General features: G+C 36.6%; 14 protein-coding genes. 11 read left to right on the top strand and 3 right to left on the bottom strand.

Going from position 1 to position 14,101, the window contains the following annotated elements:
• Nucleotides 1-12 precede the first annotated feature (12 nt).
• Nucleotides 13-225, bottom strand: a complete 213-nt coding sequence (locus PSA_RS12865; protein ID WP_042143931.1) for a DUF1414 domain-containing protein — start codon at nucleotides 223-225, stop codon at nucleotides 13-15.
• 61 nt (nucleotides 226-286) lie between these two features.
• On the opposite strand from PSA_RS12865, the gene yejK reads away from it, so the two are divergent.
• The gene (gene yejK / locus PSA_RS12860; RefSeq protein WP_042143934.1) at nucleotides 287-1,300 is read left to right on the top strand and encodes a nucleoid-associated protein YejK; all 1,014 of its coding nucleotides are present in this window, start codon (nucleotides 287-289) and stop codon (nucleotides 1,298-1,300) included.
• Nucleotides 1,301-1,403: 103 nt separating this feature from the next.
• Here the strand turns inward: yejK and rne are convergent, their stop codons facing one another.
• The gene (gene rne / locus PSA_RS12855; RefSeq protein WP_059364920.1) at nucleotides 1,404-4,451 is read right to left on the bottom strand and encodes a ribonuclease E; all 3,048 of its coding nucleotides are present in this window, start codon (nucleotides 4,449-4,451) and stop codon (nucleotides 1,404-1,406) included.
• A gap of 482 nt (nucleotides 4,452-4,933) precedes the next feature.
• Between rne and rluC the strand changes: the two genes are divergently transcribed.
• Complete coding sequence (gene rluC / locus PSA_RS12850) at nucleotides 4,934-5,935, top strand: 23S rRNA pseudouridine(955/2504/2580) synthase RluC (protein ID WP_042143947.1); 1,002 nt, start codon at nucleotides 4,934-4,936, stop codon at nucleotides 5,933-5,935.
• Nucleotides 5,925-6,566, top strand: coding sequence for an HAD-IA family hydrolase (locus PSA_RS12845; protein WP_042143949.1), 642 nt, complete (start codon nucleotides 5,925-5,927; stop codon nucleotides 6,564-6,566). The genes rluC and PSA_RS12845 overlap by 11 nt, the downstream gene beginning before the upstream one ends.
• 136 nt (nucleotides 6,567-6,702) lie before the next feature.
• Here the strand turns inward: PSA_RS12845 and PSA_RS12840 are convergent, their stop codons facing one another.
• Entirely contained in the window at nucleotides 6,703-7,296 is a 594-nt protein-coding gene (locus PSA_RS12840) for a nucleoside triphosphate pyrophosphatase (RefSeq protein WP_042143950.1), read from the bottom strand.
• 116 nt (nucleotides 7,297-7,412) lie between these two features.
• Here PSA_RS12840 and yceD point away from each other — a divergent pair, with 116 nt between their 5' ends.
• From yceD to pabC, 8 genes are all read left to right on the top strand, one after another.
• Nucleotides 7,413-7,937: a 23S rRNA accumulation protein YceD gene (gene yceD, locus PSA_RS12835; protein ID WP_042143952.1), complete on the top strand. Its 525-nt coding sequence runs from the start codon at nucleotides 7,413-7,415 to the stop codon at nucleotides 7,935-7,937.
• Between the two features lie 10 nt (nucleotides 7,938-7,947).
• A complete protein-coding gene (rpmF, locus tag PSA_RS12830; RefSeq protein WP_042143954.1) occupies nucleotides 7,948-8,115 on the top strand; it encodes a 50S ribosomal protein L32 in 168 nt (55 codons plus the stop codon).
• A 13-nt stretch (nucleotides 8,116-8,128) separates the two neighbouring features.
• Nucleotides 8,129-9,157: a phosphate acyltransferase PlsX gene (gene plsX, locus PSA_RS12825; RefSeq protein ID WP_042143959.1), complete on the top strand. Its 1,029-nt coding sequence runs from the start codon at nucleotides 8,129-8,131 to the stop codon at nucleotides 9,155-9,157.
• A gap of 412 nt (nucleotides 9,158-9,569) precedes the next feature.
• A complete protein-coding gene (gene fabD / locus PSA_RS12820; protein ID WP_042143961.1) occupies nucleotides 9,570-10,502 on the top strand; it encodes an ACP S-malonyltransferase in 933 nt (310 codons plus the stop codon).
• Between the two features lie 19 nt (nucleotides 10,503-10,521).
• Nucleotides 10,522-11,268 (top strand): 3-oxoacyl-ACP reductase FabG, encoded by a 747-nt coding sequence (gene fabG / locus PSA_RS12815; RefSeq protein WP_042143963.1) that lies wholly within the window; start codon nucleotides 10,522-10,524, stop codon nucleotides 11,266-11,268.
• 287 nt (nucleotides 11,269-11,555) lie between these two features.
• On the top strand, nucleotides 11,556-11,792 hold the full coding sequence (gene acpP, locus PSA_RS12810) for an acyl carrier protein (protein WP_042143965.1): 237 nt from the start codon (nucleotides 11,556-11,558) through the stop codon (nucleotides 11,790-11,792).
• A 149-nt stretch (nucleotides 11,793-11,941) separates the two neighbouring features.
• Nucleotides 11,942-13,180: a beta-ketoacyl-ACP synthase II gene (fabF, locus tag PSA_RS12805; RefSeq protein WP_042143967.1), complete on the top strand. Its 1,239-nt coding sequence runs from the start codon at nucleotides 11,942-11,944 to the stop codon at nucleotides 13,178-13,180.
• Between the two features lie 90 nt (nucleotides 13,181-13,270).
• Nucleotides 13,271-14,092 (top strand): aminodeoxychorismate lyase, encoded by an 822-nt coding sequence (pabC, locus tag PSA_RS12800; RefSeq protein ID WP_231665252.1) that lies wholly within the window; start codon nucleotides 13,271-13,273, stop codon nucleotides 14,090-14,092.
• The last annotated feature ends 9 nt before the right edge of the window (nucleotides 14,093-14,101 follow it).

Genomic DNA, 14,101 nt, shown 5'->3' with positions numbered 1-14,101 from the left:
ACTATATAATTATTATTTTATAGATTGAGTTAGCACATTAGCAAAGTTTTTTGTTAATTCTGCACGCTGTGTCTCAGGAACATGCTCTTTTACGATATGCGTGATAGCATTACCTAAACACATTAAGCTAAGATCGACAGGTGCATTATGAGAAGAGAGTACATTGATCAGTTCATCAATGATAACTTCTACTTCTTTATTGGTGTATTTTGATTGAATTGGCATTAAAAATTCTACTATAAAAAAAATTCCCTGAATATTAACATTTGAGGCGCAAAAAACAAAGATGACAACTGAAGTTCAAAAGCTAGTCGTTCATTATGTCGACAAAAAAGACGAAAAAATTGAAATTCATTTAAGAAATGATGAAATGATAGTGAATGATAAGGTCAATATTTTTATTGAGCAACTTCATCACGCCTATAACGGTAAACCTGGAAAAGGGTTTTGTGGCTTTAGCGGTGAGAAAAATGGTACGGTAGCAACTGCTATGCAAAGTTACCGCATGGGTGATTTACATTTTTGGAATATGACGGAGCAAGCAACGGAAATATTAAAGGAAGAATTAAATAAATATGCTTTTAATGAAACTGGCTATTTAATTTTTTGTCATTATCAATATGTTGCAACTGATTATATGCTAATTGCTATGGTCAATATTAAAGATCATTACTCTATTACATCCGAATTAGATTTAGCAGCTTCAAGACATTTAGACATTAGTAAAATGCAATTAGCTGCCAGAATTGATTTACAACAATGGTCTGCTGATCCAGAGTCGAATCGTTATATTTCATTTATTAAAGGGCGTGCAGGTAGAAAAGTAGCGGATTTCTTTTTAGATTTTCTAGGTTGTGAAGAAGGTATTGACGCTAAGCAACAAAGTGCCGTCATGCTTGAAGCTGTAGAAGACTACTTAAGTGAACAAGAGTACGATAAACAAGAGAAAACTGATTTACGTAAGCAGGTTTTTGATTATTGTAGTGACTGTGTTACGACAGGGTCTGACGCGCAAGTTGATACTTTATCAGAAACAATCAGTAAAGGTGATGGTGTAGATTTTGATACTTTTTATAAAGAGCAAAGTTATGAGTTAGAAGAGAGCTTTCCTGTAGATAAAAAGACAGTAACTAGCATGGTTAAGTTCTCAGGAATGGGAGCAGGTGTAAGCATTAGTTTTGAGCGTAAACATTTAGGTGAACGCATCCATTACAATGAACACTCTGATACATTAACGATCCAAGGTGTGCCGCCTAACTTAAAAGATCAATTACAGAAGTTCTTATCTGAAAACAATTAATTATTGAAATAATGTAGTTAAAAAAAGCTTCAAATTAATTTGAAGCTTTTTTTATGAGAATTTAAATTACCTCATAGCAAACTATGAGGTAATTTTATTATGTCTAACACACTGTCATTTCAGAACGTGCATGACCTACTGGAGCAATTGAACCACACGCTTGAGTACTTACTGCAACTGCTGGACGTAAATCATCTGGCATTGCTTTTGGTAATTCTCTTGACGTATCAAGTTCAATTGATACTGGTGTAGTCATTGGCGCCGTTGCGTGACCAAAAGAAAGCGTTGTAGCCTGTTCTTTCGATTTAGCTTCAACTGCAGGCGTCTCAACAACAGGCGTCTCAACTACAGGCGTTTCAACTACAGGCGTTTCAACTACAGGCGTTTCAACTACAGGCGTTTCAACTACAGGCGTTTCAACTACAGGCGTTTCAACTACAGGCGTTTCAACTACAGGCGTTTCAACTACAGGCGTTTCAACAACAGGTGTTTCAACTACAGGCGTTTCAACTACAGGCGTTTCAACTACAGGTGTTTCAACTACAGGGGTTTCAACTACAGGTGTTTCAACTACAGGGGTTTCAACTACAGGGGTTTCAACTACAGGTGTTTCAACTACAGGGGTTTCAACTACAGGCGTTTCAACTACAGGCGTTTCAACTACAGGCGTTTCAACTACAGGGGTTTCAACTACAGGCGTTTCAACTACAGGTTTTTCAACTGTAGCTTCAGCAATACTTTGTTCTGCCATTGCTTGATCTGCTACGGGAACAAATGCAGGTGCTTCAGTTGTTTCAAGTTCTATCGCATTTTCGCCTTGATCTTGTGGTTTACGACGGCGTTGACCTGCAGAACGTAAATGACGAGGTGAACGACGTGAACGTGTTCTAGGCTCTTTATCTTCGTTTGTTGTTTCAACTTCAGCATCTACAGGTTTAGCTTCATCCGATTTGTTCTCAGATTTAGATTCTTCAACCTTAATATTTGCAGCAACAGGTTTTTGGCTGACTTTAATATCTTTAGCTTCAACTTTAGCAGTTTCAACAACAGTTGCATCTACTTGAGCATTAACATCAACAGCATTTAATTCAGTAGGTGTATTTGTCGCTACTTCAGTTTGCTCTTGTACACGTACTTTTTTACGTGTATTGCGACGTTGACGACGCTCTTTTACGCGTTGCTCTTTTGGTTCTGCTTTAGCATTATCATTCTGAGCTTGTGCACTAGGCGAAGGTTTACGATTATTTTGATTATGACGACGTTTATTCTTATTGTCGCGGCTCTCATTAGAATCGTTTTTATCGCGATTAGGGCGCTTATTCTCAGTTGTTGATTTAACGCTGTCATCACCTTGTTTATTTCGTTGGTTACGATTACGCGGATTACGGCGTTTATTATCGTATTGACGTTTATTACGAGGTTTAGTTTCAGCTACAACTTCCGGCTCTTTAACTTCAGGTTCAGGACTAAATAAAGATTTTAGCCAGTTACCCAATTTCATAAGTAAACCTGGTTCAGAAGGTGTTGACGCTGCAGTTGGTTGTACCGGTGCTTTTTCTTTAGAAATAACAACATTTTGTAATGCAGGCTGTTCTTTAACTGTTGTTTTAGCTTTAACAAATTCTGGTGCTGCCTTTTTAGGCGCTTGAATTTGGTTGAAGCTAACAGTTTCTATACTGTTATCACTTGTTAAACGTTGTACTTCAAATTGCGGCGTTTCCATATGTTGATTTGGAATAATGATCACTTCACAATCATGATGCTTTTCAATGGCACGTACACTTCTACGTTTTTCATTTAATAAGTAAGCGGCTACGGCAACAGGCACAAGCGCATTTACTTGAGCTGTATTGTCTTTTAATGCTTCTTCTTCAATTAAGCGAAGGATAGAAAGTGCTAAAGACTCATTTGAGCGCACTGTACCTTGACCATTACAACGCGGACATACATGTTGGCTTGCTTCACCAAGAGAAGGTCTCAAACGTTGACGCGACATTTCAAGTAAACCAAATCGTGAAATTTTGCCTATTTGAACACGAGCGCGATCAGGGCGTACTGCATCTTTTAAACGATTTTCTACTTCGCGTTGATGACGCGGCGGTGTCATATCGATAAAATCGATAACAATTAATCCACCTAAGTCTCGTAATCTTAATTGACGTGCAATCTCATCAGCAGCTTCTAAGTTAGTATTTAAAGCTGTTTCTTCAATATCACTTCCTTTAGTTGCTTTAGAGGAGTTGATATCGATTGAAGTAAGGGCTTCGGTAGGATCAATTACAATTGAACCACCTGAAGGTAGTCTCACTTCACGTTGGAAAGCTGATTCAATCTGACTTTCAACTTGATAATGTGTAAAAAGAGGCACTTCACCTTGATAAAGCTTTACACGGCTCATAAAGTCAGGTCTGAAGCGCTCAATATGTGATTTTGCTTCTTCAAAAACAGATTTTTTATCTATAATGATTTCGCCAATATCACGGCGTAAGTAGTCACGGATTGCACGGAAGATAACATTGCTTTCTTGATGAATTAAAAACGGGGCAGGACCTGTTTCAGAAGCAGTTTGAATGGCTTTCCAGTGCAGTATTAAAGAATTTAAATCATGGTTTAATTCTTCGAATGATTTACCAACACCAGCAGTACGAACGATTAGTCCCATGCCTTTTGGTAACTCTAAACGACTTAAACTTTCTTTTAATTCAGTACGCTCATCACCTTCGATACGACGAGAAATACCGCCAGCTCTTGGGTTATTAGGCATTAATACTAAGTAACTACCTGCAACACTGATAAAAGTTGTTAGAGCAGCACCTTTTTGACCACGTTCTTCTTTGTCTACCTGAACGATAACTTCCTGACCTTCTTTAATCACCTCTTTGATGCTTGGGCGACCTTTGAAAGTATATCCTTTAGGGAAATAAGTCCTTGCAATCTCTTTTAGTGGTAAAAAACCATGTCTGTTAGCACCGTAATCTACAAATGCAGCTTCTAGGCTTGGTTCTACTCGTGTGATTTTACCTTTATAAATATTGGCTTTTTTCTGTTCGTGACCTGGGCTCTCGATATCTAAATCGTAAAGTTGTTGCCCGTCAACCAGTACTACGCGCATTTCTTCTTGCTGCGTAGCATTGATTAGCATACGTTTCATATTGTTACTCTATTTATTATTTAAAGTCTCTCGCTGATCTGAGCTTATCAATATCCGTCCAGTCTTTTTTCTTTCGCTTATAGTGCAATCTCACGATTGGGTTAACCTAAGAATTACTTTTATTCACCCTAAACCTGAATTTTATTATTCGGTTTTTAGGGGATCTTTGCTGAACGATATGATCTCTTGAGCGTAGATGACATATTCATTACATTCGCTTTTTGCAGCAGCTGCGTTAAATCTCTTGTTGATATATTACTCGCATCAACGCAATTTAAAGGCACATGACAACCAGATATCTATAAAATCTTTGGAAAACAGAGTTTGAATCTGTATGATCGCTTATCCGGAGTGTGCAGCACAGTATCTGCTTTGGCAAAAAAGCACCAAAATTCCTGCTTTACAGGCAATTTACATTGGGATTATCCCATTATTGTTAGTCTGTTAGCAACTAAATTATTACTCAAATCAGTGATTATACAATGTCTGAAAAAACAGAACCGTCAGAAAATATTGGAAGCAAGGTTACTTTTGTAACTATTACGGAAGACCATGATGGTCAAAGAATTGATAATTTCCTTTTAACTAAGTTAAAAGGCATGCCTAAAAGTGCAATTTATAAAATATTGCGCAAAGGTGAAGTTCGTGTAAATAAAAAGCGGGTAAAACCATTATATAAACTGCAAATTGATGACTATGTTCGTATTCCCCCGGTCAGAATTGCTGAGAAAGAAGAGTTTGTACCAAAAAACTTAGATAAAATAGCTAATTTAGAAAATGCGATTATCTTTGAGGATAAATACCTTATTGTGATCAACAAGCCAACAGGTATGGCTGTTCATGGTGGCAGTGGCCTAAGTTATGGTTTGATAGAAGCAATGAGAAGTTTACGTCCTGATGAGCGTGCGTTGGAACTCGTTCACAGACTTGATAGAGATACTTCTGGTTGTTTATTAATTTCTAAAAAGCGTTCAGTACTTAAAGGGTTACATGAACAACTTAGAGAAAAAACCATGGAAAAGAATTATTGGGCGCTTGTTGATGGCAGTTGGAAAACTAAAGTTAAAAATGTGACAGCAGCCCTTAGAAAAAACACCTTAAAATCAGGTGAGCGAATAGTACGTGTTGATGAAGAAGAAGGTAAAGCATCTCATACGCGTTTTAAAGTATTACAAAGGTTTACTGAATGTACTTTAGTACAGGCATCTCCAGTTACGGGTAGAACACATCAAATTCGTGTACATACACAATGCGCTGGTCATCCTATTGCGGGTGATGATAAGTACGGTGATGAAGGGTTTGACGCTTATATGCGTGAAAAAGGATTAAATCGCTTATTTTTGCATGCTCATGATCTCACTTTTACACATCCTATTACTGAAGAAAGATTAACAGTAGAGGCGCCTCTTGATAATGTATTAATTAAAACAATTAGAATATTAAAACAAGAAGTGAATAAAAGAAAAACAGATAATGAAATATAAACTCGTTATTTTTGATTGGGACGGTACTGTAATGGACTCCATTGCACGTATTGTTTCATCTTTACAATCTGCTGCCCGAATACATCTGGTACCAGTACCGAGTGATGGTAAAGCTAAAAGGATTATCGGATTAAGTTTGCCGGTCGTAATGGATAAGCTGTTTCCTGATCATAAAGCGCTTCATCAAACGCTGATGCAGGAATATAAAAAACAATTTGTAAATGAAGATAGCACTGATACACCTTTATTTGATGGGGTAGAGGCTTTATTTAAAAAATTGCAATATAATGGTTGTCAATTAGCGATAGCCACAGGTAAAAGCAGACAAGGGATAGATAGGTTATTATCTTTGACAGGGTTAACGGACTATTTTGTTTTTACGCAAAGTGCCGATGAAGCGCAATCTAAACCTTCTCCACAAATGTTATCCCAAATATTAGCCCATACACAATTAGCTGTTGCTGAGGCTGTTATGATCGGAGATAGCACACTTGACCTTGAAATGGCACAAAATATAGGTATGGATAGTATAGGTGTTACATTTGGCGTTGGTGAACGTGATGAGCTAGCTACATATGAACCTGTCGCAATTGTGGATGGCTTTTCACAATTAGAGCAATATTTGTTATAAAATTTTTATGAGGGCTTTTGCGAGGAAAATAAACTGAAGCTATTTACAGGGTCCTAAAGCTCAGTTTATTTTACATCATTTTTATGGTTTGTTTTTTCGAAAAGCGATTTTCTAATAAAACTCCTTAGAAGGAGTTTTATTTTTGATGGTCTAAAATATCGATATCCCATTGTAACAATAATCTATTTAATGCAATTAAAGGTAATCCCACTAAAGAATTTGGATCATCCCCTATAAATCGTTCAAATAGACAAATTCCTAAGCCTTCACTTTTAAAACTTCCTGCACAATTGTAAGGTTGTTCAATATCTAAATATGTATCAATTTGCTTAGCTGTTAAGTCTCTAAATTGCACTTGATATTGTTCAACTGTGCTTACAGTTTCATTTGTTGTTACATTATAAAGTGCAAGGCCGGTTAAAAAAGTGACTTTTTGTCCACTGAAACTTGATAACTGCTCAATTGCTTTTTCTTTAGAGTGAGGCTTACCTAGTATTTTATTATCAAATAAAGCGACTTGATCTGAACCGATCACAATACCAGAATCAAATTGCTGTTTTAGAACTTTTGATTTTTCGATTGAAAGCCGTTCAACAAGTGAGCAAGCGGTTTCATTGTGATAAGGCGTTTCATCAATATTTGGAGATGCGACAGAAAAATTAATATTAAATTTTTCTAAAAGGCTCTTACGAAAGGGTGATGTAGAGGCTAAAATAAGCTTTGGAGTCATTATTTATTTAATCCGATTACTTTTTTAGCAGAATATGTCGCTAACAGACGAAATGCAAAGGAAAGTATCATTTTTATTTTGACTATACAGTTAACTATCTATAAGATGCTGCCCCTATGCAAAAGGTAAAAATTCCTGTAAAAATTAATCCTGCAAAATCTGCACAACATGAACTATCTTATGATGGTTTTATTGAGCAAACTGAGTTTTCTCGTTTAGGAAAAGCTTTAAAGGCATTAGTTGGACAGATAGAGGTAAAAATTCATTGCAAAGAAGACCATCAAGGTTTGGTTGTTATTAGCGGTAACGTTAAAACTAAAGCTTTGATATTGTGTCAGCGATGTAATGACGATTTAGGGTTGGATTTGGAAATGAGCTTTGCTTATTCTCCGATTAAAATGGGTGCTGAGTCTGAAGACTTGCCTGAGCGGTATGAACCGGTTGAGCTTGACGAAGATGGAGAAATTGATATTTATAGTCTTCTTGAAGATGAATTAATATTAATGATTCCAATAGTGCCTAAACATGATGAGACATCTTGTCATTATTCTGAAGAAGCTCAAAGCTTTGGAGAAATTGATGAAGAAGATGACAAACCAAATCCATTTGATATTTTGAAACAACTTAAGAAAAATTCTTAGGAGAAGACTTATGGCAGTACAAAAAAGTAAGAAATCTCGTTCTAGACGTGGCATGCGCCGCTCTCATGACGCGATCAGTAACCCAACTTTAACAGTTGACGCAGTATCAGGTGAGACTCACCGTCGCCACCACGTAACTGCAGATGGTTATTACAAAGGCGTTAAAGTAATTTCTTAACGGAAACTATTTTATGTCTAATAATCTAACCATAGCGTTAGATATAATGGGGGGCGATTACGGCCCCCGTTCATCTCTTCCAGCTGCCGTAGAAGCAGTCAAGTTAATAGATCATCTCACTTTGATCTTATGCGGTAATGAACGTCAAATTCGCTGCGAACTTAAAAAACTAGAAGCCTTAACACACCCAAGAATTCAAATCGAACATTGTTCCGAAGTTGTGAATAATCATGATTTACCCTCATTTGCTTTACGTAATAAAAAAGACTCTTCCATGAGAGTATCTCTTGATCTAGTTAAATCAGGTAGAGCACAAGCTTGTGTAACAGCGGGTAATACCGGTGCTTTATTAGCAATGGCACATTACGTTTTAAAAATGCTACCAGGCGTTAAGCGTCCTGCTTTGATATCTACGGTACCGACTCAAACCCCAAGACCTGTTTATTTACTAGATTTAGGCGCGAATGTTGCCTGTGATAGTGATGTATTATTTCAATTTGCCGTTATGGGTTCAGTGGTTGCTGAGCAAGCTCAAAATATCACCAATGCAAAAGTAAGCCTATTAAATATGGGCGCCGAAGAAATAAAAGGCCACGATAGCATTAAAGAGGCAGCTAAATTATTACAATCTAGCGACCATATTAATTATATTGGTTATTCAGAAGGTAATGATATTTTTACAGGTAAAGCCGATGTCATTGTATGTGATGGTTTTACTGGAAATGTTGCATTAAAAACATGTGAGGGTATTGCAAAACTAATCGTTCATAAACTAACAAAAGCATTAAACAAAAGCTTATTTAATAAGTTTTTAGCACTTTTATTGTTCCCCGTATTAAAAAAACTCTACAAAAGAGTGAACCCCGACCAGTATAACGGTGCAAGTCTGGTAGGATTGCGCGGTATTGTAGTGAAAAGTCATGGAAATGCTTCCAAAAAAGCCTTTTTAGCTGCAATCGAAGAAGCCGTAAGAGAGGTTGAACGTCAACTTCCTGAAAAAATCCGGCACAAATTCGAAGAGATTATAAATACAGACGAATAGGGGATTTATGCATTTAATCATTTTTTCTATCGGGAGAGATATCACAAACAAAATATGGCCAAATGCTGATATAGAAAAACTGCTCTCTATAATAGGGCGATTGAACATTGCACTAACTCTTACAAAACAACGTCATATTTTTAAGAAACAAAACTGTTACAGAAATTAATTGAACAAGAGCAATATCAAGAACATTGCTACTTGGTTTCTGTATGAGTTATACCAATTCTATTAAGTTAGTGGGCTAATATAAATTAGGATAAATTTTCAAGGGCAAGGCGTTTGATAGAGCAATAGCTGGCTATTGGGATTGAAAATAACGCAGTAATTGTATATTTAGGCCATTTAGATTGATCACATATTTATTGGGATTGGTATTAAATATTAATAACAAGATATATTGGATAAAAACATGTCTGAAAAATTAGCGATATTATTTCCGGGACAAGGGTCTCAATCTGTTGGTATGTTAGCCCAGTTACTTGAAACATCTGAAGAAGTTAAAACAACATTTGATGAAGCTTCACTAGCTTTAGGTTATGACTTAACAGACTTAGTTTTAAATGGTCCAAGTGAAAAGTTAAATGAAACACATAGAACACAACCTGCATTATTAACTGCAAGTGTTGCTATCTACCGACATTGGTTAGCACAAAACGGTCAAAAACCTGATGTATTAGCTGGTCATAGTTTAGGTGAATACTCTGCGCTGGTATGTGCGGGCGTTGTTTCATTAGCTGATGCGGTAAAACTTGTTGAAAAACGTGGCGTTTATATGCAAGAAGCCGTGCCAGCTGGAACGGGTTCAATGGCAGCTGTGATTGGTTTAGCTGATGAAGCAGTGATTGAATCTTGCAAGCAAAGTGAAAATGGTGAAGTTGTTTCCGCTGTTAACTTTAACTCCCCTGGTCAAGTTGTGATCGCAGGGAGTAAAGATGCTGTTGAACGTGCATCTATTGCATGTAAAGAAGCGGGTGCAAAACGTGTATTACCATTAGCTGTGAGTGTGCCATCTCATTGTGCATTAATGAAACCAGCAGCTGAAAAATTAGCAAAAGATTTAAACGCTTTAACATTTAATACACCTGAAGTATCAGTGCTCAATAATGTTGATGTTAAAGTTGAAACAGCTGAACAAGCGATTAAAGATGCTCTTGTGCGTCAATTATACTGTCCAGTCAGATGGACTGAAACAGTTCAAATGTTCGCAAAAGACGGCATTACTACGACTTATGAATTTGGTCCAGGTAAAGTATTATCAGGTTTAGCAAAACGCATTGATAAATCAGTTTCATGTGCATCAGTTAATGATGTCGCATCATTCGAAAAAGCATTAGCATTTTAATAAGAAAGAGTTTAAAAATATGAGTAATTTATTTTCTTTAACCGGTAAGGTTATCTTAGTAACTGGCGCAAGCCGTGGAATTGGTAAATCAATCGTACAAATGCTTGTTGCTCAAGGTGCAACTGTTGCAGGTACAGCGACAAGTGAATCTGGTGCCGCTAAGATCAGTGAATATCTAGGTGAAGCAGGTAAAGGTTATGCTTTGAATGTAACTGACGCTGATTCTATTAAAGATACATTAGCTGCTATCAAAGCTGATTTAGGCGATTTAGATGTATTAGTTAATAATGCGGGTATCACACGCGATAACTTATTAATGCGTATGAAAGTTCAAGAATGGGATGACATTATAGATACGAACTTAAGTTCTATTTTCCGTCTTTCAAAAGCTGTTTTACGTCCTATGATGAAAAAACGCGCTGGTCGTATCATCAATATAGGGTCAGTTGTGGGTACTATGGGTAATGCTGGACAAGCAAATTATGCTGCAGCTAAAGCAGGCGTAATTGGTTTTTCTAAATCTATGGCGCGTGAAGTTGCATCTCGTGGTATTACAGTAAATGTCGTTGCACCAGGCTTTATTCAAACTGATATGACTGATGAGTTAACCGAAGATCAAAAAGCTGCAACACTTGCAAATGTACCTGCAGGTCGTTTAGGTAATCCTGATGAAATTGCTGCAGCTGTAACTTATTTAGCTTCAGATGCTGCTGCATACGTGAATGGTGAGACTATTCATGTAAATGGTGGTATGTATATGATTTAGAACTTAATAAAAATTGGATGAATTTCATTTAATATATATTTAAGTTTCAGAGATTATAGAAATAAGTTGTGACGTTTTAGGTACAAGTTGTTACATTTTATTTGTATTTAGCAGTAAAATCACTTGAAATTGCTGTTAAAATAAGCGATAAACTATTAGATTCTGATTTAACAGGTTCGACCAGAAAAAAAGTCGAAGCAAATACTTGAATCAGAGATTTTAGCAACGTAAACTACGCCACAATCTGAAAAATAACGCAGTGGCGTTTTTTAATAAAGGAAAGAAGAATGAGCGATATCCAAGAACGCGTAAAAAAAATTGTAATTGAGCAGTTAGGTGTTAAAGAAGAGGAAGTAAAAAACGAAGCTTCATTTGTTGATGATTTAGGTGCTGATTCTTTAGATACAGTTGAACTAGTAATGGCTCTTGAAGAAGAGTTTGATACTGAGATCCCTGATGAAGAAGCTGAAAAAATCACTACAGTTCAATCTGCAATTGATTACGTTCAAGCTCACACTGAATAATCAAATTTGTTGATTCTAAGGGCAGCGTTAGCTGCCCTTATTGTATCTATCACTTTTTATCCAAGTTAATTAAATAATTGTTTTTACAAAAATTATTATTTAATCAAATTTAAACCCCCCAATATTTAAATTATCCCCCGGAGGATTCTGTGGCTAAACGTCGAGTTGTAGTAACTGGTTTAGGTATGTTAACACCGTTAGGTAACGATGTAGCATCTACTTGGCAAGGTTTATTAAATGGTGACAGTGGTATTAATATCATAACTCACTTCGACACGTCAGACTTTGGAACTAAGTTTGCTGGTAACATAAAAGATTTTGATGTTACACAATTTATGCCTAAAAAAGATGCCAAAAAAATGGATTTATTCATTCAATATGGTGTTGCTGCGGGTATACAAGCCTTAAAAGACTCAGGCTTAGAAGTAACTGAAGAAAATGCAGACCGAATTGGGGTTGCTGTTGGTGCGGGTATTGGTGGTTTAGGCCTTATTGAAGAAAACCACATGAAAATGCTTAAAAGTGGTCCTAGAAAATTATCGCCATTTTATGTACCTGCAACAATTATCAATATGATTTCTGGTCACCTATCTATTATGCATGGATTACGTGGTCCAAATATCTCTATTGCAACTGCATGTACTACAGGTCTGCATAATATTGGTCATGCGGCGCGTATGATTGCTTATGGTGATGCTGATGCTATGGTTGCCGGTGGTGCAGAACGTGCGTGTACGCCAATCGGAATGAGCGGATTTAATGCGGCTCGTGCATTATCAACTCGTAATGATGATCCTGCCGCGGCTTCACGTCCATGGGATAGAGAGCGTGATGGTTTTGTATTATCTGATGGTTCGGGCGTAATCGTTCTTGAAGAATATGAACAAGCTAAAGCACGTGGTGCTAAAATTTATGCTGAACTATCTGGTTTTGGCATGAGTGGTGATGCATATCATATGACCTCTCCTCCTGAAAATGGTTCTGGAGGTGCGAGAGCTATGATAAATGCATTAAATGATGCCAAAGTTAACGCTGATCAAGTTGGTTATATTAATGCACACGGTACTTCTACAAATGCCGGAGATAAAGCTGAAACAGCAGCAATAAAATCAGTATTTGGTGATGCAGCTAAAGACGTTATGGTCAGTTCATCTAAATCTATGATGGGTCATTTATTAGGTGCTGCAGGCTCTGTAGAATCAATTATTTGTATTCTTGCTTTAGAGAATCAAAAAGTTACACCAACAATTAATTTAGATAACCCAGATGAAGGGTGCGATCTGGATTATGTACCTTTTACTGCGCGTGATGCTAAACTAGATTTTACTTTATGTAATTCATTTGGTTTTGGTGGTACAAACGGTTCATTGCTTTTCAAAAAAATATAAACAAAAATCGTCTCTGAGGGTATAATTCCCTCACCAGAGAGATTTTATAAAAGCCTGGCTTATGTCAGGCTTTTTTGTATATCGATGTTTATGACAAAAAATAATACCTATAAAACAATAATAAATAATGATACTTCAAATTCAATCCCATTATCAGATAGAGGGTTGAGTTATGGGGATGGTTTTTTCACGACGGCTAAAGTCGTAAATGAAACCGTTGAACATTGGCATTTTCACAAGCAAAGACTTATTGAATGTCAAAAGCGTCTAGGGTTTCCTGAAATTGACTTTATCGCATTAGAAGCGTCAATTAAACAACTGTGTTTAAATCAAAAATGTGTCGTTTTAAAAATAATGATTACGCGAGGTTCAGGTGGTCGCGGTTATGGCTTACCCGAAGTGCAAAACCCTGTTCAAATTCTCAGCGTTTTACCTTTTCCCAATAATTATGACGCACTAAAAATAAAAGGCATATCGCTTGAGGTGTCTAGTATCAAATTAGGTTTACAACCGCTTTTAGCGGGAATGAAAACGCTAAATAGGTTAGAGCAAGTGTTGATAAAGCAGGAGTTAAGCGAAAAATCTTGGTCGGAAGCTATCGTACTTGATTTAAATGATAATGTAATTGAAACTTCAATTGCTAATTTAATTTGTTATATCGATGGCCAGTGGCATACACCTAAATTAGATCAAGCAGGTATTAAAGGTGTTTATCGAGAATATCTGTCATCAAAAATCGCACTTATTGAATCTCAAATTACGTTAGATGAAATAAAAACAGCTCACGCAGTATTTTGCTGTAATAGTTTAATGGGATTAGTGCCGATTAAATCAATACAAAAGACACATTTTGATTTAGAATTAGCACTTATATTACAAAAGGACATGTTCGTTGATACGAAGCTAATTTGATCGTATTTA

The organism is Pseudoalteromonas sp. '520P1 No. 423', assembly GCF_001269985.1.
In the GTDB taxonomy this organism is placed as follows: Bacteria; Pseudomonadota; Gammaproteobacteria; order Enterobacterales; family Alteromonadaceae; genus Pseudoalteromonas.
The sequence above is the reverse complement of the archived record's forward strand: the minus strand, read 5'-3'. Positions and strand labels throughout refer to the sequence as shown.